Raw genomic sequence first — 20,347 nt, forward strand, 5'->3', positions numbered from 1 at the left:
TATAATTATAAAAAATTTAAATATAAAAAGGGCGAGGAGATAAGGAGAAGCGCCCCACTTTATAAAAGTGTGGGCGGTTTTTGCTTTTTATAAAAGGAGGGTAAAAAAATGGAAGATGTAATCATAATTGGGGGAGGAATAATAGGAAGCTTAATTGCAAGAGAATTATCCTTTTATAAGATTTCTGTCCTCCTCTTAGATAAAGAGGAGGATATACCAATGGGATCTACAAAGGCAAATAGTGCTATTGTTCATGCAGGATATGATCCACTACCTGGTACTTTAAAGGCTAAAACTAATGTGGAGGGAAACAGACTATACAAAGATTTATGTGACGCATTAAAAGTACCCTTTAAAAGAATAGGAGCCTATGTACTTGCCTTTAATGATGAGGAACTAAAAACTCTTCTTGAGCTAAAAGAAAGAGGAATAATTAATGGAGCAACAGAGATACAACTTTTAAAAAGAGAAGAAATTTTAAAAAGAGAACCAAATATAAATGAAGAAGTAAAATATGCCTTGTTCTTTCCCACCTCGGGTATAACTAACCCATTTCTTCTTACCATCCATGCCTTAGAAAATGCTATTGAAAATGGGGCAAAAATAAAACTTGGTGAAGAAGCAATAATAATAGAGAAAAAGGATGTAGGATACAAAGTAATAACAAATAAATCAGAGTATTATTGTAAATACATAATAAACTGTGCAGGAATATACGCTGATAAAATAATCCACTTATTAGATCCTGATTATCCTTTTGCAATTACCCCAAGAAAGGGAGAATATCTTGTTCTTGATAAAAAGACTCAAAACTTTGTAAAAAGTACCATCTTCCATGTACCTACTCAAAAAGGGAAAGGAGTCCTTGTAACTCCAACAGTAGACGGTAACATCTTATTAGGACCTACTGCAGAAAATATAGAGGACAAAGAAGATAAAAGCACTTCCACGGAAGGACTTTTTGAAGTAAAGGAGAAAGTTAAAAAATTAACTCCTAATGTGCCCTTTAACCTCGTAATAAATATCTTTTCAGGAATAAGAGCATCAAGTACATACAAAGATTTCTTTGTACAAGAGATCCCAGAATTTAAAAACATTTTACATTTTGCAGGTATAGATTCACCAGGGCTTACCTCTGCCCCATCTCTTGCCAAAATTGCAGTAGAATGGCTCATGGAAAAAGAAAATATAAAAAGAAAGAGAAATATAAAAAATTTTGAAAAAATAGTATCCTTTAAAGAATTGACTGAGGAAGAAAAGGAAAATCTTATAAAAGAAGATCCAAGATGGGGACATATAATTTGTAGGTGTGAACATGTTAGTGAGATGGAAGTAAGAAATGCAATTAATTCACCTCTTCCCGCTCGTACCTTAGAAGCTATTAAAAAAAGAACAAGGGCAGGTATGGGAAGATGCCAAGGTGCCTTCTGTAGTTATCACATTATGAAAATCCTCTCCGAAGAATTAGAGATACCCATGAACATGATTACCTTAAGGGGTGGAAAATCTTTCTTACTTAATGGAGAAAATAAAGTGAGGTGGAAATATGCAAAAAGAAGTTGATATAACAATAATAGGGGGAGGACCAGCGGGACTTTCAGCAAGTATTTCTTCAGCAGAAAGGGGAAAAAGCATATTAATCTTAGAAAGGAATGAAGAATTGGGAGGGGTTTTAAACCAATGCATACATCCCGGATTTGGCGTCATATATTTCAAAGAAGAACTTACAGGTCCAGAATATGCATACCGTTTCATAAAAGAAATGGAAAAATATCCTAATATAGAAGTATGGCTTGAAACAATGGTAGTAGATATAACGGAGGATAAAAAAATTACAGCTATAAATAGAGATGGCATCTGGGAAATTAAAACAAAAGCCATAATTTTTTCCACAGGATGTAGGGAAAGAACAAGAGGAAATTTACAAATTCCTGGCACAAGACCAGCAGGTATATATACAGCTGGTACTGCTCAAAGATTAGTAAATATAGAAGGATACCTTCCAGGAGAAAAAATACTTATTTTAGGATCTGGAGATATTGGACTTATTATGGCAAGAAGGTTAAAATGGGAAGGAGCAGAAGTTATAGGTGTGGTAGAAAAACTCCCTTATCCTGGAGGACTCACAAGGAATTTAGTACAGTGCTTAGAAGATTATAATATACCTCTTTATCTAAAACACACAGTAGTTGAGATTTTAGGAAAAGATAGAGTGGAAGGTGTATATATAGCTCCCGTAGATGATAATGAGAATCCTATAATAGAGGATAAAAAATTTATAGAATGTGATACACTGCTCCTTTCTACAGGTTTAATTCCAGAAAATGATTTATTAGAAAACATTAATATACCCTTAGATCCAAGGACCCAAGGACCTTATGTAGACCAATATCTCTATACTTTAAAAGAAGGTATTTTCTCATGTGGAAACTCTTTGCTTGTAAACGACTTAGTAGACTATGTAACTTTACAAGGAATTTTAGCAGGAAAATCTGCAGTAAGTTATATAAATAATGAAATAAATATGGAAAAAAGAGTACATATTCAGATTGATGGAAACTTAAGACTTGTAGTACCTCAATATCTGAGTTTTCCTATTTTAGAAGATATCACTTTTTATTTCAGGGTAAAAGAGCCTCAAAAATCAGCCATTTTAACACTAAAAGATAAAGATAAAAGAATAAAAGAATGGAGATTTCCAGTAGTAAAACCAGCAGAAATGATAGTCATAAAAGTAAAACCTGAATTTTTAAGAGATATTGAAAATCCTAAATTCTTCATGGAGGGATAATATGAAAAAGGAAATAACTTGTATAGTATGTCCCTTAAGTTGCAGTTTAGAGATAGAGATAGGAGAAGATATTATGGTTAAAGGAAATAAGTGTGAAAAAGGAAGAAATTACGCCTTAGAGGAGTTTAAAAATCCTAAAAGAACTTTAACTACTACGGTAAGAATAAAAAATGGCAAATATAAAGTTGTACCAGTAAAAACCACATCTGCTATTCCTAAAGAATGTATCTTCCCTCTCCTTGAAAAGTTATCTGAAATAGAGATTACCGCACCGGTTCCTATGGGTTATAAGGTTTTAGAAAATACATTTCAGTTACCAGTAGATGTAATAACCACTCGCCCTATGGAAACAAAGGAAAATACAAGAAAAATAAAGGAGACAAAAAAGAGCACATAAAAACCCCAATATTTTATTATAGCTCCGTTCAAAAGATGCATTAAAGAAGAAAAAGCCATCACTATAGTGTTACTTACCGCCAAATACACAGGGAGCTCTTTCTTAGGAGATACTCCTGTTATGATAAACCCAGAGGTAAGAATGTTAGAGACAAAAGTTAAATTAACAAGAATACTACCAAGAATTGTACCAATTAAATTTCTAAATATAAAAACTACAATAAATCCAACTAAACCAAGAGCTATACCTAAGGATAATACTTTTTTGTATCCTAAATTTTTTGTCAACTCACCCAAAATAAAACTTCCCAAAACACTGGAGAGAATATAACCAAAATTAAAGGCTGTAACTATATTATTCAAAGACCCAAAATTTTTATTAGCATAAACAATAAAATAAGGCAAAGTGGTAAGAGAAAGACCTAAAAATAGAAGAGATACTACAACTTTCCTAAAGACAGGGTTAATTTTTAAAATAGAAAAAGCCCTCTTCATAAATTGGGAAAAGGATAAACTATCTTTATAAAAATCTCCCTCTTTTTCCTCCATAAAATAAAAAAGCAGAGCATCCAAAAGTAGAATAAAGGTACCGGTAAGAAATATAAGAAAGAAATTATAAGGAAAAGGGATTTTGCTTATATAAAAATTTAAAAGGAAAGTCATAAAAATAGCAATCAAATTTCCTAATGCACTACCTCTACCTACTACACGTCCCCTCTCTTCAAAGGGCAGTATCTTATCCAAAATGCTAAAATAAAAGGGTCCATAAGTTCCCACAAATAAGTTAAATACTCCGTAAAAAAGTAAGAATAAATAAATAGTAGCTGTTTTTCCAAAATATTTAAGAATAAAAGGAAATAAAAAGACAAAAATTAAGAAGCTAAATCTTTGAATAAGAAGAATTTTAGCAAAAACTTTGTTTTTTATCCTTAATCTCTGAACATATCTTGCAATAAAGATAGAAGATAAGAAACTCCCAAGAACAGCTAAAAAGTTTGCCAAGCTTATATGAAAGGTAGTTCCAGAAAGAGCAATAATAAAATAAGGAATCACCGTATTAACATTCAAAAAGATCATCCCATTTATAAAAAAGACTGGATCCCAAAAGGCTAAAATATAATTTCGCTTATTTCTCAAAAGTAAACCTCCTAAACTTTTTTAGATAATTATACCAAAGGCTGAAAAAATACTAAATAAGTATGATATAATTACTCTAAGTTAGATAAAAGCTAATATGGAGGGAAAAATGAAAATAGCAAATAATATATTAGAACTAATAGGAAACACTCCCTTAGTTAAATTAAATAAAATCACACAAGGATGTTATGCAAATGTATTTGCAAAATTAGAATCCTTCAATCCAGGAGGAAGCATAAAAGATAGAATAGCTTTATCCATGATTGAAAAGGCAGAAAAGGAAGGCTTAATATCCAAAGAAAAGACAATTATTGAACCCACCTCAGGGAATACAGGAATAGGTCTTGCCATGGTTTGCGCTATAAAGGGTTATAAATTAATACTTGTTATGCCTGAAAGCATGAGTCTTGAAAGAAGAGCTTTATTAAGAGCCTTTGGGGCAGAACTTATTCTTACTTCAAAAGAGAAGGGTATGAAAGGTGCCATTGAAAAGGTAGAGGAAATAGTAAGAGAAAATCCTGAAAAGTACTTTATACCTATGCAATTTGAAAATCCTGCAAATCCAGAGGTTCATAGAAAAACTACTGCAGAAGAGATTTGGAGAGATACTGATGGGATGGTAGATATAATAGTTGGTGGAGTAGGTACAGGAGGAACTATAACAGGCATAGGAGAAGCTCTTAAAAGTAGAAAAAATAGTATCAAAATCATTGCAGTAGAGCCATCAAAATCTCCAGTACTATCAGGAGGCAATCCTTATCCTCATAGAATTCAAGGTATAGGAGCTGGTTTCATACCAAAGGTGCTTAATTTGAATATTATAGATGAAATAATACAAGTCTCAGACGAAGATGCCATAGAAACCGCAAAAAAATTAATTAGAGAAGAAGGAATATTATGTGGTATTTCATCAGGAGCTGCTACTTATGGAGCGCTAAAAGTTGCAAAAAGGGAAGAGAATAAGAATAAAAATATAGTAGTAATACTACCTGATACTGGAGAAAGATATATTTCTACAGATCTCTTTGAAGAATATAGATTTTAATATGTAAAAGAACTCCCTCCTATAAACTCTCTCAAAATAGAGGTCATAGGAACCTCGGTAGGAGACAAGGGCAGAAAATGAGAGAGAATATCAAGAAGTCTTTTTGCCTCAGGATATTCTGGATAATATGGAGGAATAGCTTTAAGCATTGGTTCAGCAAAAGTTTTGAGAATTGGAAACTCATAAACTAATGCAGAATTAAACATTACATCAGCTCTTTCCTGGGTTGGAAAAATATATAAATCTTCTGCCTTTCTTACAGAAGGCCATTGTCTTATGGAATCTACAACACCATATCCTCTAAAAATACTATCCCTTACAATTCTTCTTATTAAGCGAGAGTCAGTCGTAGGTACCCTATTTTGATTATCTATATTAAGATGGGTCAAGGCACTTACAAAAATATGATACTTCATGTGGCCAGGAACAAGATTTGTCATTTCTGGATTTAAGGCATGGATTCCTTCCATCACTATGATACTTCTCTCATCTATTTTTACTATCCTTCCTGATTTTTCCCTTCTCTTCTTTTGGAAATTATACTTGAAAAGTTCCACTTCTCCCCCATTCATAATTATATTTAAATGCTCATTGAGAAGTTCTATATCTACAGCCTTAGGATTGTCAAAATCATAATTTCCATATTCATCCCTTGATATATATTGGGGAGGTAAAAAATAGTCATCCATCTCTATGACAATAGGTCTCAAGCCATTCACCTTTAACTGAATTTGTAATCTTTTGCTAAAGGTAGTTTTACCTGCGGATGAAGGTCCAGCTATCAATACCAGTTTTAAGTCTGGAAGCTTAGAACAAATTTCATCAGCTATTTGGGCAATCTTTTTTTCATGTAAAGCCTCTGCCACTTTTATTACTTCTGAAACCTCTCCCCTTTCAATTGTTTCATTTAAAGATGCCACATCTATAAGTCCTAATATTTCAAGCCAATTTTTATATTCATAAAAAGCTTGAAATAACTTAACTATCTCTTTAAATTCACTAAGCTTTTCTATATCCTTATCATCAGGAAGAATTAATATAAAACCAGGCTGATAAAGTTTTAAATCAAAGGTCTTCAAAAAAGATGTGGAAGGCACCAAGGGTAAAAAGGAATATTCATAATGGTCATCTACAAAATAAATGGGAATCTTAGAAAAAGGTATGTATTTTATAAGTCTAATTTTATCCTCCTCATTCCTTTCTTTAAAAAGGGTTAGCGCTTCTTCTTTATCCATATATTTTTTTTGTATAGTTATGTCACTTTCTGATAACTCTCTCATCTTTTCTTTTATTTTTTCCATATCATCCCACTTCGGTATATAATTTTTGAATCTACCATAAAGACTCTTATGGTAAGAATGCTCTACCAAAACCTTTTGATCAGGAAAAACCTTGGACACTGCTAAGTTTAAAAGAAATATAAAACTTCTTTCTAATATTCTCCTACCTAAATTAGATCTACTACCAATAATATCTATTCTAATATCCTCAGCAATCATAAAATTAAGATCTTCTATCTCTCCATCTACCCTCACTCCAACAGGAATCTCCCCTTCGTTTAAAAGCTTAGAAGCTATCTCTTTATTGTTATTCAAAATTTCTATAACTCTTTGAGGATTTTCTATCTCTGCTCTTATTGCCCCTCTAAATTCCACATTTATCATGATAAGAACCTCCCAGATATTTAAGTTCTTATTTAAAAAATTTTTAATTTAGTTTATAATATTTCCAAGAAGATTTAAAGAAAGGAGTAGAAAATCTCATGAAGAAGTTTATTACTTTTCTCTTAATCTCTATTTTTTTTATTTTTAGTCTATCCTATGCACAAGAAAATCCCAATAGTATAAAACTAATAGGTGTTGCAATAGCTTCAAGTATAATAGAAGACGAATATGGTCTTACCTTAATTGACGGAATATTTAGTATAATTAATTTTGACAGTCTTCCCCAAACAGATACTTTTCATGTATACGCTCGATGGATGGGGAATGGAAAACACGATATAGAATTAAATCTATTAAATCCAAGTAAAGAGAAGATATTAGGTACTATCAATGGTAGCTTTAAATTGGAAAGAGAAAACGATGTACTATATTCTTTAGGGACTTTTGAAGATGTAGCCTTCGAAGAGCCAGGAGTTCATTGGGTACAAGTGAAAGCAGACGGAAAACTTTTAAAAGAAATACCCTTATTTATTTTAGAAAATGACGAAGATGTGGAAATTCCAGAAGTTTTGACTCAAAAACCTATTTTAGTTTTTTCTCTTCCTGCCCTTGAGATTTATGAAAACCATGATGGTCTAACATCTATAAAAGGAGTCTACGAATATTACGCTACCGATGAGTTACCATTAATAGATTCATTTATTATTATAAATGGCTGGATGTCTGGTGAAGGTGAATACAACCAACACATAGAAATTTTCTCACCTGACAAAAAATTATTGTATAAATCAGAACCTCAAAGCTTTGAAATAAATGCTGGATCTGTTATTACATTATTTGATGAAGTATCCAACTTCTCATTTGAGAGAGAGGGAGATTACTTAGTTAAAGTTTTCCTTAATAATGAAGAAGTTAATTCCTTTGTATTGAAGGTGATTAAAGAATAAGAAATAAGGGAGCATTAATGCTCCCTTATTCTTCTATCTTTGCAAGAATATCTGCTTTACTCAAAATAAGATAATCTTCACCATTAACCTTGATCTCTGTTCCAGAGTATTTTGCAAAGATAATTTTATCTCCTTTTTTCACCTTTATAGTTTCGTCATCTCCTACTTCAATAACTTCAGCTATTTGAGGCTTCTCTTTTGCTACATCAGGAAGAATTATACCTGTAGGTGTTTTTTCTTCTTCCTTTATAACTTTAACAAGCACCCTATCCTCTAATGGGATTACTCTTTTCACGTCTTTCACCTCCTACTATTTTTTATCTAAGGCCTAATAACCTATCTATTTTAGCTCTATCAAAGCCTATTATTATATGTCCATTAATATCTATTACAGGAACCCCCATTTGACCAGATTTTCTTACCATTTCTTCTGCTGCTTTTTTATCCTTAGAGACATCAACATCATAAAATCTGATACCCCTCTCTCGTAAATACCTTTTAGCTGCGTTACACCAAGGACAAGAGGGTGTTGAATATACTATTACTCTTGGCATATTCATTATTACTTCACCTCCAGATATATACTTCATGGGGTATATTATAAAAACATATATCTATTAAGTCAATTTAAAATTTTTTTAATTTTTCTCATAAAAGATCATGCTATACTAAGTAAAATTCCTAAATTTTAAGGAGGTATAAAAATGCCTTTAGTAAACCCAAAAGAATTATTCCAAAAATGTTATGGTAAATATGCAATAGGAGCTTTTAACGTAAATAATATGGAAATTTTACAAGGAGTAATTGAAGCAGCAAAAGAAGAAAGATCACCTTTAATCCTACAAATATCAAAAGGTGCAAGAAACTATGCAAAACTTGTATACCTAATGAAGTTAATTGAAGCAGCAGTACAAGATGCTCCTGATATCCCAATAGTAGTGCATTTAGACCATGGTGATAGTGTAGAACTTTGTAAAGAAGTAATCGATGCTGGTTTCACATCTGTAATGATTGATGGATCTCATCTTCCCTTTGAGGAGAATGTAAGAATTACAAAAGAAGTTGTTGATTATGCGCATCCGAGAGGAGTAGCAGTAGAAGGAGAACTTGGAAGATTGGTTGGTGTTGAGGAACATGTAGTAGTTTCTGAAAGAGAAGCATCTTACACTGACCCAGATAAAGCAGTAGAATTTGTTGAGAGAACTGGAGTAGATTCCCTTGCTATAGCTATCGGTACAAGCCATGGCGCCTATAAGTTTAAAGGTGAACCTAAATTAGATTTTGACAGATTACGAGAAATTGCTAAAAGACTTCCAGGATTCCCATTAGTCTTACACGGAGCATCTTCAGTACTTCCTGAATATGTAGAAAAGGCAAATAAATATGGAGCAAAACTAGGAGGAGCAAAAGGTGTACCAGAAGAAATGATAAGAGAAGCCACAAAAATGGGAATCTGTAAAGTAAATATAGATACTGATTTAAGACTTGCTGTTACTGCTACTATTAGAGAAATTTTTGCATTACATCCAGAGGAATTTGATCCACGAAAATATCTTGGTCCAGCAAGAGACGAGGTCAAAAAATTAGTAAAACATAAATTAAGAAACGTCCTCGGTTCAAGCGAACAGATATAATTTAAAAATAAAAAGGGAGAGAGATTATCTCTCTCCCTTCAAATATCGTATACTTCTTTTTAAATCCTCACGTTTTTCATTTAAAGAGTTAATTTCTAAAATAATAGATCCTTTAAAATTTCTGATAAAACCTAAATATTCCTCAAATTGAATTTTCCCTTTTACTAAGGAAAGATGCTCATCTTTTGTTCCATTATTATTATGTATATGAATATGGTTAATAAGTGGTCTTAATACTTCAAAAGATTTATAAAGCCCTTGAGGTGAAATATTTGCATGTCCAAAATCAAAGCAAACTTTTAATCTTCCTCTAAATGTATCAATAAATTTTTTAAACTCCTCTACATTTTCAAACAAATCATTATCACCAAGGTAGGTATTTTCAAGGGTAATCTCTATACCATATTTATCTGCTTTATCCATTATTATTTCTAAAGATTTTTTCAGCCTTTTCTTTGCGAGATATTTTAGAAGGAAAATTCTTAGAGGGACACGCCCAGGATGTAATACTGCCCTTTCTACACCTATCTTATATGCATAATCCAATGCTTTCAAAACACCATCCACACTACTCTTCCATATAAGGTTATTAAAGGATCCTAAATTAATATCTATATAAGGAAGATGCATAGTAAGAAAGAAATTTTTATTTTCTGCATATTCTCTTATCCTTTCTGGTTTCTCTAACAGTCTTCCATTAAAAAATAAGACAAGATCTCCAAAAAGCTCTAAAGTATTACCCCCTAAATTTTGAGTAATGTCAATAGCTCTTCTTACTGAATAAGTTTTTAAAGATAAAAAAGAAAATCCTATTTTCATATTTGAAATATTATACTATAATTTATTAGGAGATATAACATTATGAAGAAAATACTTTTAATATTTATAATTTTATATCTTTCTATCTTTGGTTCCTCTTTTGCACAAGAGGATCTTACACTTTTTGATGCTAAATCAGCAGGTTTAGGATTTACTTTTGTAACCCTTAATAGTGATGGAGAAACATACTTTTTTAGCCCCGCTACTTTATCTCTAAAAAAATTCTCCTATCTTTCCTTTTCTATAGATTCTACAAATAATCAAACTGTAAAAATATCATACTTTTATCCGTCAACTACTTTTTACGCCTTAAGTGTTGACTTATCCTTTGATCCCAATACTCAGCAATATACCTTTAAAAATATAAGAGGAGCTATATCCTTTCCTCTCACCAATTACCTTTATTTTGGAACATCAGCCAATTATGTGGAAGGACAAAATTTGATAAAGGGTAATTTAGGTATACTTCTAAAAGTTGGAAACATTAGAACAGGTGTTGTAGGAGAGGGAATTACTATAGAAAAATTATCTGATAATGAATATAAAGTAACAACACTTTTAAAATATAGCTTAGGTTTAAATCTTTCTTTCTTTAATGACACAACTAACCTTTATTTAGATTTGGTAGACGTAGAAAAATTTTCAAATACAAAAGATTTAAATCTTTTAAGATTTGGGCTTGAACAAAATCTGGGAGATATATTGGTAATAAGATTGGGAAGCGCAGGAAATATTACAAATATCCAAAACTATACCTTAGGCATAGGTTTAAATCTAAATCTATTAAATCTCAATTTTAGTACTTTTCTTGATAAGGAAGATTCCTCAAATTTAAAATTAAAATATAAGTTCACAGGAACATTAAGATTTTAATAATCAATACCCCACCTTGCTTTAATCCCCTTTTGATATGGATGTTTTATCTCTTTCATTTCTGTAACTAAATCAGCTTTTTCTTTTATACTTTCAGGCATATATCTTCCAGTTAATATTACTTCAAGATATTCGGGTTTTTTATTTAGAAAATCTATTACTTCCTCTTCCTTTATTATCCCATAATATATGGCAAGACTGATCTCATCTAATACCAATAGATCATACTTATTGAAATTATTTAGCACCTTTTGCCATCCCCCTCTCACCACTTCTAAATCCTTATCTGTAGGTCCTTCCTTTCCTATAAAGCATTCCCCACAAACATAACATTCAATAATATTCTCTCTTATGCCAGAAGAATAAATACAATCTCTTCCAAACTGCCAAAAATCTAAATTTTCTACTTTCTGAGCAAAGAGAAATTCTCCTGTAAAACTATTTCCTTTTACAAACTGTACAAAAAGTACTTTTAATCCATGCCCTAAAATCCTTACAACTTGCCCTAAAGCGGCTGTTGTTTTTCCTTTCCCATCACCTGTATATACCTGTATTAATCCATGTATCCTATTAGATGCAGACATAATATACGTCAATGATATTTTCTAATCTTTTTATTTTATTTAATACTTCTTCGCCCACAGGATTATCAATTACAAGTACCATTACTGCATCTTTCCCTACCTCTTTTCTTCCTACCTGCATTGCAGCAATATTGATTTGATTTTCACCTAAAATAGTACCTACTTGACCAATAATACCTGGTTTATCAATATGAAATGCAATTAAAAGGTAAGGAGCAAGAGCAAGATCTAAATAATAGTCTTGTATCTTTAAAAGTCTCTCTTGATCTCTACTTACAGTCCCAGAAAGCTCTATAAATCCCTTTTCTGTTTTCAATCTTAATCTTAATGAAGTCCTGTATGTATCCGTTTCTTCTGTCCTTACTTCTTTGATCTTCAGCTTTCTATCTTTTGCCATAGGAAGAGCATTTATTAGGTTTACTTCTTCACCTAATATAGGTTCCAAAAATCCCTTAATTACTGCTGAGGCAAGAGAAGTCCCTATTTTATTAGCTAATTCTCCACATATTTGTATCTCTAATTCTTCAGGATTAGCATTGACAATTTGTGCCAATAACTTACCCAGCTTCTCTCCAAGCCTTATAAAGGGTAAAATCTCTGAAGAAACTTGGATTGGCAAGTTAACAGCATGAGTAACAACTTCTCCTTTAAAGAATCTTATCATATCCTCCGCAACAATAAGAGCAACCTTTTCTTGAGCCTCTTGAGTAGAAGCACCTAAATGGGGTGTAAGTACCACATTATCTAAGGTTAGAAGAGGATTATCAGGCTCTATAGGTTCACTCTTGAATACGTCTAAGGCTGCACCAGCTATTTTTCTATCCTTTAATACCTCATAAAGAGCAGTTTCATCTACAAGTCCACCTCTTGCACAATTAATAAGATAAGCAGTAGGTTTCATGCTTTCCAATTCTTTTTTTCCAATAAGGTTTTTTGTCTCTTGGGTCAATGGTAAATGTAATGAGACATAATCCGCTTCTCTTAGAAGATAATAAAGATCATTGGTAAGCTCAACTTCAAGCTCTTTTGCCTTCTCTAAGGATATAAAAGGATCATAAGCAATAATTCTCATTCTAAAGGATTTTGCTCTCTTTGCTACCTCAGATCCAATTCTTCCAAGTCCAATCAAACCTAAAGTTTTTCCATAAAGTTCATTACCTATAAAACTTTTTCTTTCCCACTTACCTTGTTTTAAAAGCCAAAAGGCGTGAGGAATTTTACGAGAAATAGCTAACATTAATCCAATAGTATGTTCACAAGCAGCTATAGTATTACCTTCAGGCGCATTTATGACAAGAATTCCCTTCCTTGTTGCTTCCTCTACATCAATATTATCAACTCCTACCCCTGCCCTACCAATAACTTTTAAGTTTTTGGCTCTTTCTATAACTTCTTTTGTAACCTTTGTCTCGGATCTCACCACTAAAGCAACATAATTTTCAATGATATTAAGAAGCTCCTCTTTAGAAAGCCCCGGCTTATAATCTACATCAAAACATTCTTTTAATTTATTTAGTCCAGTTTCCGCTAATGGATCAGAAACCAATACCTTATATCTTTCCATTCTTCCCCCTCCTAATTAGAATTTTGGGAAAAAATTTCTTCTGCTACTTGTACTCCTTTCCCTTTTATTCCCTTATATCCTACATTTTCTAAGGATACTTCTACCGCAGATAATGCTACTAATATATCTGTAGGTTCCACATAGCCTACATGTCCTATTCTAAATATTTTACCCTTTAAGTTGCCTTGTCCTCCTGCCAAAACAACCCCAAACTTACTTCTTATATATTTCCTCAAATCATCGGGATTTACACCGTCAGGGGGAATTACAGGTGTAACTGCATTAGAAGCCCATCTTTCATCTGCAAGAAGTTTAGTTATACCAATAGCTTTTATAGCCTCTCTTACAGCCTTACCTAATAAACTATGTCTCTTAAAGTTATTTTCAAGACCTCTATTTAAGATATTTTCAAGCGATTTTTTTAAGGCAAAGAAAATAGAAACAGCTGGAGTAAAAGGAGTAGCTCCTTCCTCTAAAAATTTCTTTGCTTGTCTTAAATCAAAATAAAATCTTGGTAAATTTGCCTTCTCATTAAACTTCCAAGCCAATTCACTTACCGATACCATAGCAAGACCAGGGGGAGACTCTAATGCTTTTTGAGAAGCAGTAACCACCACATCTATCTTTAACTCATCTGTGGGTAAATCTATAGCTCCCAAAGAACTCACTGCATCTACAATTAAAAGTCTTTCAGGATTTTCTTTTACAATAGGTGCAAGCTCTTTTAAATTATTTGTAACTCCAGTGGAAGTTTCATTATGGGTCAAAAATACAGCTTTAACATTAGGATTTTCCTTTAAAGCTTTTTCAAGTACTTCTGGTTCTATCCCTTTTCCAGGCTCAGTAACTATAGTTTTAACATTTAATCCATAAGCCTTACATATCTTTGCAAATCTCTCACCAAAAACTCCACAAACTCCTACTAAAACCTCATCTCCCTGAGAAAAGAAATTGGCAACTGCAGCCTCCATACCGCCAGTACCAGAAGCTGTTAATATTAGTACATCATTTTCTGTTTTAAATACTTTCTTTAAAAGATCTGTGTTAATCTTTAAAATTTGTGCAAATTCTGAGCCACGATGATTAATCATTTCTCTTGCCATCTCTAAGAGTACATCTTGTGGTACTGGAGTTGGACCTGGAATTAGTAGAAAGTTTTTAGGCATGAATCCTCACCTCCAATATTTTTTACTTAAATCATAATATAACTCCGCATTCTTCCTAATACTTTTAACTTCCTCCTCTGTGACACTACGTACAACTTTACCTGGTATTCCCAAAACAACAGAATAAGGAGGAATTTCTTTGCCTTGAGGTACCAATGATCCTGCGCCTATAATGGAATTTTCACTTATAATAGCCCCATCAAGTATTATTGCTCCCATACCAATAAGAGTATTATCACCAATTTTACATCCATGTAAAACTGCAGAGTGACCTACAGTAACATACTTACCTATATATACAGGTTTTTCTTCATCCACATGAATAATAACATTTTCCTGTATGTTTGAGAACTCATCAATAAAAATAGAGTCAAGATCACCCCTAATTACAGCAAAATCCCAGATACTAACCCCCTTCTTAAGTGTAACTTTACCAATAACAATAGCCCTATCAGAAATAAAAACATCGTCCCCTACTACGGGATAAAAACCATCAAAAGGCTTAAGCATAATTTACAACTCCTTAACAAAAAAGGGGAACCTCATAAGAGAATTCCCCTTTTCATCATTGAAAAGTTCTTGCTTTATATTCTAATATAAACTAATTTAAGGTGACAATAGAGGAAAGATTAAAATTTAATTAAGATGATAAATTTATATCAAAAAACTCAGATATTTTATCCTCTTCCAAAATTTCAGTTTTACCAAGCAACACTCCACCCTCTTCTACCGATATTTTCCCTCCCAGTTTCAAGTCCCCCTTAAATTTTCCTGTAGAAAGAATTTCTAAAGAACCTCTACAGATTATATTGCCAACCACTTCACCTATAATTATCACCTTATTAGCCTTTATATTACCATCAACAAATCCTGTCTTTCCTACAATGACTGCCTCCTTAGCCTCTATATCTCCTTTAAATCTACCATCAATTCTTAAAGAAGCTTTAGAAACAAGCTTACCTTCAAACTCTGATTGTCCCCCTATAACTGTATCCATAACTTCAGGCTTTTCTTTTCTTCCTAACATTATCTTCCTCCTTCCCTAAACTAATATAATTTACCAATTTTAATAATATCCACCGAAAGATATGCAGATGGATTTACTGGATTACCCCCTCTTCTTACCTCATAATGCAAATGAGGTCCTATACTGGTGCCAGTACTTCCAACTCTACCTATAAATTGTCCTTTCTTCACATATTGGCCAACGCTTACAGCATAAGATGAGAGGTGAGCATAGTAAGTAGTAATACCTCTTCCATGGTTTATTTTTATAACTTTTCCATATCCACTTTCCCATCCCACATATGTAACTATCCCATCTGCAGTAGCATATACAGGAGCCCCCCAAAAGGTTACAATATCTATACCTGTATGGAATCTAACCTTCCTAAAAATGGGATGAAATCTCCAACCAAATCCTGAAGATATAAATCCAAAGGTAGGCCAACGGGAAGGTATTACAACAAGAAGACTCTTTCGGCGTTGAATCTCGTTTTCTACTCGTGCCAATTCTCTCTGTTTTTCATCAATTAATGTTTTTACTTCTATTATCTTTCTTTGAAAATCATATGTATCAATATCGGGTGCATAATCAATACCTAAGGAAACCACTTTTTTATCCTTGGGAGGAGGAAGACTTCCTTTTATACCAAGAATACTCTTAAGTTTTTTCTCTGTTTCCTCCAGTTCTTTTAATTTCTCTCTTAATATGTCTATCTCTTTAATTTGTGCTTTTTGTTTTTCTGTAACCTCTTCTAATACTTCCAAATGTTTAACCCTGCTGAATTTGGTTGATGCAATCCTATATAGAGTTAAAGATGTACTAATTATACCTACAATGGCAAATATGACTAAGAGAATTATACTGAGATGAACCCTTCGTGTTTTGGCAGTAGAAGCATCGTGGGGAATTATCATTATTGTAAAAAATTTTCTTTTCCACCACTTACTTTTTTTAGCCATTTTACCTCTTAATAGTTAAAAATTAAACTTAACAAAGCAAATGTTAAAATTTTATAAAAAATTATACCAAAGAATACAAGATGTGTCAATAAATAAGATTTTATCTTATTTTTCTCATGTTTACTCACGAAATAAAAAGAGTATAATTTATTACAAAAGGGGATTTATAAGGGAGGAGTAAAAATGACTTTGTTAAAGACCCTTGCAAACACGTTAACAATAACCAGACTTTTCATAGGATTTATCATATCGTATTTAGGAGTTTTAAAAAAGAAAGCTGGTTTAAAATATGCTGTAATTTGGCTAATAATTGCTTGGATAACAGATGTTCTTGATGGCTTCTTAGCAAGAAAATCAAAAGCCCCAAAGGATTGGATTGGAGAACATGATCTCTATGCAGATATGACAGTATCTGCAGGTGTACTTTTTTATCTTACTTCTTCAGGCTTTATATCCATAACCTTTTCTTTATCCTTTCTTATTATCTCTATAATTCTACTTACCTGGCTCAAGGCAAAAGCAATAGCAGATGGTATCCAAGCAGTACCATACGGATTGATGATTTATACTTCTATTAAAAATGATTTAGCTTTAGGAATCTCTATTGTAATATATTTAATTCTGCTTATAATTATTACATGGCCTCGATTTCCAAAAGAAAAGGTACCAGAGTTTATTGAAGAAATAAAGGAAATATTCAAAAATGGAAAGAAATAATAAAAGCCTTTTATACCTATCTTGGGAAACTGCTTTCTTTTGGGAAGGCTGTCCTTTATGCTTTTTAGTACAAAAATCTTTAAGAAATTATATGGAAAACATACTATATGAAAGCGTTAATGATCCATCTCTGAGAAGAGAGATAAGAGAAAAAGGTGGATTTTGTGAGGAGCATTCTTTGCAACTAATTTCTTTTAATGACCTCTTAGGTATAAGTATTATCTACGAAGATATAATAAAAAATTACACCTTACCAAATCTAAAAAAGAAAATAATAGCTAATAATATCTCTTGTATATTTTGCGAAAAGGAAAAGGAATACGAAAGACTATATATTCTTGCTTTAGAAGATGTACTTAGAAATAAGGATAGTTTTGAATTATGGAAAGAGAATGCCTATGACTTTTGTCAGCCTCATAAAGAGATTATTAAAAATATAGCTCCAAATCTATATGCAAAGATAGAACCCTTCTCAAACACAAAAAGGAAAAAATCTCCAGAATACATTTATAAGGCTTTCCCATGGAATAGAGATTATGCAGAGCTTTTCTTAAAAAAACTTCAAATGACAAGGTATAACAAAGCAAAATGAAAGAATGTACCATATGTGAAAAAATAAAAAAAGAAAAAGAAAAATTCTATAAATCTTTAAATAAACCCGTTTATCTATGTAAGGAACATTTAAAAGAAGCCCTATTATTAAACCCAAGATTGTACCAAGATAAAGAAATTCAAAAAGAGGATATATGCCCTATATGTGAATTAGAAAAAAAGATTATTTCATACTATAATGGTGATTTCTCAGATCTTTGCCTTTACCATCTAAAATTTTTTGAAGATAAAATTTCAGAAAATACCTGGAAAATACTAATAAAAGAATGGGAAGATTATTTAAAACATATACATAATGTCATTGAAAGCTATAGTTATAACCAAACTTCATTAAAAGAAAATTATGTAATGGAAATATTAGATCTTCTTTTGGGAACGGGCAGAAAGATTAGATAATATTTTCTCAGCATAACCTTTCATCTCATTTAAATAATTTCTTCTCTCTTCTTCAGAAAGAGGAGCAAATTTTAAAGCATAATACAGACCAGCAAATTTTATTCCATCTTCTCCCAAAGGACGCATCATCTCATATAAACTTATATTATCCTTTATTAAACCCTTCTTTTTAAGCTTCTTTATTACTCTTCTAAAAATTCTATCCTCTTGAATAAGCCTAACCCTATTCATTAAACATCGGAAAAACAATATAATGAACGGAATAGATAAAGCAAATACAACATATCTATACTCTAAGGTTATCTTATATAAGAGGACAAATAAACCCTCTATTACCTTACCCATAGAAGCAAAAAGTACACTTAATAGATTGATAGAGAAGAACTTATCCCTTTCTTCTATTAAAGGAGTAAAAGGTGTAGGATCGATAGGAATCCAACCTACTGGCTCTAAATAAACCTCTACCCAAGCATGTGCATTTTTTACCTTCACCTCATACATTCCAGTCCAAGGATTCAAATCTCCAGGACCATAACCAGTAATAAATCTTGATGGAATCCCAATAATTCTTGCCATAACAGCAAAAGCGGAAGCAAATTGTTCGCAATATCCCTTCTTTGTAATAAAAAGAAAATCATCCACTGCATCCATATTATCTGGAAGGGGAGGTATATCAAGAGAATACTCATATTTTTCTAAATACTTTTTTATTGCCATCAATTTATCCCATGGCTTTTCATAACTCTTTGTAATTTCAAAGGTTAAATCATATATTCTTTTGGGAAGATTTGGTAACTGAAGATATCTTCTAAACTTATACTTATCTGGAATTTTAGCATTTAGTAAGTCCTTAGCCAACGGATAGATATCATTATAAAAACTTGTATATATAAGACCCTTTGGTAAATCAAAAGGCGCTCTATATCCCTCTTCACCATCTATAAATATCAGGGGAGACGGGAAATAAAGTCTTTGAGTATTATGGGGTAAAAATACTATATTACTTGGTATATCCTTTTCAATAAAATATGTAGCTCTATTTAACATATTTTCAAGGGGAGGATTATTCTTTAAAAGAAATGGCTGAGACACAGTAGTCACATCTTTTATTTCCTCTTCGCTCTGATACCATCCAAAGCCGTTGTATGTATCAAAAGCAATTCCCCGATGATATACCTCCCAGGAAGTTAGTACTCTAAATACTAATGTGGAAGATAACATTCCTCTTTGTCTTAAATCCACAAAAGGTGCAAACCCATAATATTCTTCTTCATTAAAAGGTAAAGGAGGGATTTTTCTTCCCTCAGGCAATTTATATAGATTTGTATTTTGCATACTATAAGGTGAAGATAATTCTCCTTGAATATTTGTAATTCTTGTAATTAACTGAGACATTATATCTTGTCTAAAACCTATATGAATATTCTTAGGCAATATGGGAAATAGTAGAAAACCTATAAGTAATACGATAAAAAATGAGATTGCTACTTTTGAAAATGATGGTTTGTAATTATTTAATAAAAATAAGGTAATTACAAAACCCAAGAGATGAAATAATATAAAGACTATAAAAAGACTTTCACGGGCAAAAATTCCCGAAATAACCATCAAAATTAAACTTATAAAAAAGGAAAAAGATAAATCAAGTCTTGTTGGTAAATCAAGGCTATGGAGAGTATTAAGATTTATAAGAAAAACTCCTAATGGTACTCTGGGATCAAAAGGATTTTTAATGAGTTCCACAAAAAACTGCCTTAAAAGATAAAGCATACCAATAGTCATAAATATTTTTAAAATTACATTATTCTTTCTCCTTCGAAGATAACTAAAAATATAACCAAAAGTTGTAAATAAAAGAATTCCCCCAATATATACTGCAGAAAGATTTAAGAAATACCAAACCGAAAGGATAGATATAAAAACAAGGTAAAAGATCGCCAGTCTTATTGCAATAGAGTCTTCAATTCTATTATCTCTAACATCTATTCTCTTCCTTTCCATAACCTTAATGATTTTACTTCACTCCAATAAGTCTTT

Annotated in this window: 22 protein-coding genes; 10 read left to right on the forward strand and 12 right to left on the reverse strand. The window is 32.0% G+C overall.

From position 1 onward, the window contains the following. Positions 1-108: 108 nt before the first annotated feature. The 3 genes from ACY3JO_RS00090 to ACY3JO_RS00100 are packed head-to-tail and all read left to right on the forward strand — an operon-like array spanning position 109 to position 3,188. A complete protein-coding gene (locus ACY3JO_RS00090; protein ID WP_463084793.1) occupies positions 109-1,563 on the forward strand; it encodes an FAD-dependent oxidoreductase in 1,455 nt (484 codons plus the stop codon). Continuing rightward, complete coding sequence (locus tag ACY3JO_RS00095; protein WP_463084794.1) at positions 1,547-2,791, forward strand: NAD(P)/FAD-dependent oxidoreductase; 1,245 nt, start codon at positions 1,547-1,549, stop codon at positions 2,789-2,791. The genes ACY3JO_RS00090 and ACY3JO_RS00095 overlap by 17 nt, the downstream gene beginning before the upstream one ends. A gap of 1 nt (position 2,792) precedes the next feature. Continuing rightward, positions 2,793-3,188 (forward strand): DUF1667 domain-containing protein, encoded by a 396-nt coding sequence (locus ACY3JO_RS00100; protein ID WP_463084795.1) that lies wholly within the window; start codon positions 2,793-2,795, stop codon positions 3,186-3,188. Here ACY3JO_RS00100 and ACY3JO_RS00105 read toward each other — a convergent pair. Beyond that, a complete protein-coding gene (locus ACY3JO_RS00105; RefSeq protein WP_463084796.1) occupies positions 3,101-4,324 on the reverse strand; it encodes an MFS transporter in 1,224 nt (407 codons plus the stop codon). The genes ACY3JO_RS00100 and ACY3JO_RS00105 overlap by 88 nt on opposite strands. 109 nt (positions 4,325-4,433) lie before the next feature. Between ACY3JO_RS00105 and cysK the strand changes: the two genes are divergently transcribed. Further along, positions 4,434-5,369, forward strand: a complete 936-nt coding sequence (gene cysK, locus ACY3JO_RS00110) for a cysteine synthase A (protein ID WP_463084797.1) — start codon at positions 4,434-4,436, stop codon at positions 5,367-5,369. On the opposite strand, the gene ACY3JO_RS00115 is transcribed toward cysK, so the two are convergent. Next, complete coding sequence (locus ACY3JO_RS00115; RefSeq protein ID WP_463084798.1) at positions 5,366-7,033, reverse strand: uridine kinase family protein; 1,668 nt, start codon at positions 7,031-7,033, stop codon at positions 5,366-5,368. The two genes, cysK and ACY3JO_RS00115, sit on opposite strands and share 4 nt — an antisense overlap. A 98-nt stretch (positions 7,034-7,131) precedes the next feature. Here ACY3JO_RS00115 and ACY3JO_RS00120 point away from each other — a divergent pair, with 98 nt between their 5' ends. Beyond that, positions 7,132-7,980, forward strand: coding sequence for a DUF6941 family protein (locus ACY3JO_RS00120; RefSeq protein WP_463084799.1), 849 nt, complete (start codon positions 7,132-7,134; stop codon positions 7,978-7,980). Positions 7,981-8,005: 25 nt separating this feature from the next. Here the strand turns inward: ACY3JO_RS00120 and ACY3JO_RS00125 are convergent, their stop codons facing one another. Next, positions 8,006-8,275, reverse strand: coding sequence for a co-chaperone GroES (locus ACY3JO_RS00125; protein ID WP_463084800.1), 270 nt, complete (start codon positions 8,273-8,275; stop codon positions 8,006-8,008). A gap of 22 nt (positions 8,276-8,297) precedes the next feature. After that, positions 8,298-8,534 carry a glutaredoxin family protein gene (locus ACY3JO_RS00130; RefSeq protein WP_463085676.1) on the reverse strand — a complete coding sequence of 79 codons (237 nt, stop codon included), beginning with the start codon at positions 8,532-8,534 and terminating at the stop codon, positions 8,298-8,300. A 150-nt stretch (positions 8,535-8,684) separates the two neighbouring features. Here ACY3JO_RS00130 and fba point away from each other — a divergent pair, with 150 nt between their 5' ends. Further along, entirely contained in the window at positions 8,685-9,614 is a 930-nt protein-coding gene (gene fba, locus ACY3JO_RS00135; protein ID WP_463084801.1) for a class II fructose-1,6-bisphosphate aldolase, read from the forward strand. A 24-nt stretch (positions 9,615-9,638) separates the two neighbouring features. Here the strand turns inward: fba and ACY3JO_RS00140 are convergent, their stop codons facing one another. Continuing rightward, the gene (locus tag ACY3JO_RS00140) at positions 9,639-10,433 is read right to left on the reverse strand and encodes a sugar phosphate isomerase/epimerase family protein (protein WP_463084802.1); all 795 of its coding nucleotides are present in this window, start codon (positions 10,431-10,433) and stop codon (positions 9,639-9,641) included. Between the two features lie 42 nt (positions 10,434-10,475). Here ACY3JO_RS00140 and ACY3JO_RS00145 point away from each other — a divergent pair, with 42 nt between their 5' ends. Next, positions 10,476-11,306, forward strand: coding sequence for a hypothetical protein (locus ACY3JO_RS00145; RefSeq protein ID WP_463084803.1), 831 nt, complete (start codon positions 10,476-10,478; stop codon positions 11,304-11,306). Here ACY3JO_RS00145 and ACY3JO_RS00150 read toward each other — a convergent pair. The 6 genes from ACY3JO_RS00150 to ACY3JO_RS00175 all read right to left on the reverse strand — a co-directional run bounded on the left by ACY3JO_RS00150 (position 11,303) and on the right by ACY3JO_RS00175 (position 16,585). Beyond that, positions 11,303-11,890: a cob(I)yrinic acid a,c-diamide adenosyltransferase gene (locus ACY3JO_RS00150; protein ID WP_463084804.1), complete on the reverse strand. Its 588-nt coding sequence runs from the start codon at positions 11,888-11,890 to the stop codon at positions 11,303-11,305. The two genes, ACY3JO_RS00145 and ACY3JO_RS00150, sit on opposite strands and share 4 nt — an antisense overlap. Next, entirely contained in the window at positions 11,877-13,454 is a 1,578-nt protein-coding gene (gene serA, locus ACY3JO_RS00155) for a phosphoglycerate dehydrogenase (RefSeq protein WP_463084805.1), read from the reverse strand. The genes ACY3JO_RS00150 and serA overlap by 14 nt, the downstream gene beginning before the upstream one ends. Before the next feature lie 11 nt (positions 13,455-13,465). Then, entirely contained in the window at positions 13,466-14,620 is a 1,155-nt protein-coding gene (locus tag ACY3JO_RS00160; protein WP_463084806.1) for a pyridoxal-phosphate-dependent aminotransferase family protein, read from the reverse strand. Between the two features lie 6 nt (positions 14,621-14,626). After that, positions 14,627-15,130: a gamma carbonic anhydrase family protein gene (locus ACY3JO_RS00165; RefSeq protein ID WP_463084807.1), complete on the reverse strand. Its 504-nt coding sequence runs from the start codon at positions 15,128-15,130 to the stop codon at positions 14,627-14,629. 130 nt (positions 15,131-15,260) lie between these two features. Beyond that, positions 15,261-15,647 (reverse strand): bactofilin family protein, encoded by a 387-nt coding sequence (locus tag ACY3JO_RS00170; protein ID WP_463082774.1) that lies wholly within the window; start codon positions 15,645-15,647, stop codon positions 15,261-15,263. A gap of 20 nt (positions 15,648-15,667) precedes the next feature. Beyond that, a complete protein-coding gene (locus ACY3JO_RS00175; protein ID WP_463084808.1) occupies positions 15,668-16,585 on the reverse strand; it encodes a peptidoglycan DD-metalloendopeptidase family protein in 918 nt (305 codons plus the stop codon). 183 nt (positions 16,586-16,768) lie between these two features. Between ACY3JO_RS00175 and ACY3JO_RS00180 the strand changes: the two genes are divergently transcribed. The 3 genes from ACY3JO_RS00180 to ACY3JO_RS00190 are packed head-to-tail and all read left to right on the forward strand — an operon-like array spanning position 16,769 to position 18,310. Beyond that, positions 16,769-17,302, forward strand: a complete 534-nt coding sequence (locus tag ACY3JO_RS00180) for a CDP-alcohol phosphatidyltransferase family protein (RefSeq protein WP_463084809.1) — start codon at positions 16,769-16,771, stop codon at positions 17,300-17,302. Next, the gene (locus tag ACY3JO_RS00185) at positions 17,289-17,894 is read left to right on the forward strand and encodes a DUF6062 family protein (protein ID WP_463084810.1); all 606 of its coding nucleotides are present in this window, start codon (positions 17,289-17,291) and stop codon (positions 17,892-17,894) included. The genes ACY3JO_RS00180 and ACY3JO_RS00185 overlap by 14 nt, the downstream gene beginning before the upstream one ends. Then, entirely contained in the window at positions 17,891-18,310 is a 420-nt protein-coding gene (locus tag ACY3JO_RS00190; protein ID WP_463084811.1) for a hypothetical protein, read from the forward strand. The genes ACY3JO_RS00185 and ACY3JO_RS00190 overlap by 4 nt, the downstream gene beginning before the upstream one ends. Here ACY3JO_RS00190 and ACY3JO_RS00195 read toward each other — a convergent pair. After that, complete coding sequence (locus ACY3JO_RS00195; protein ID WP_463084812.1) at positions 18,272-20,311, reverse strand: transglutaminase TgpA family protein; 2,040 nt, start codon at positions 20,309-20,311, stop codon at positions 18,272-18,274. The two genes, ACY3JO_RS00190 and ACY3JO_RS00195, sit on opposite strands and share 39 nt — an antisense overlap. Positions 20,312-20,347: the final 36 nt, after the last annotated feature.

The organism is Dictyoglomus sp. LHC4, from assembly GCF_055181355.1.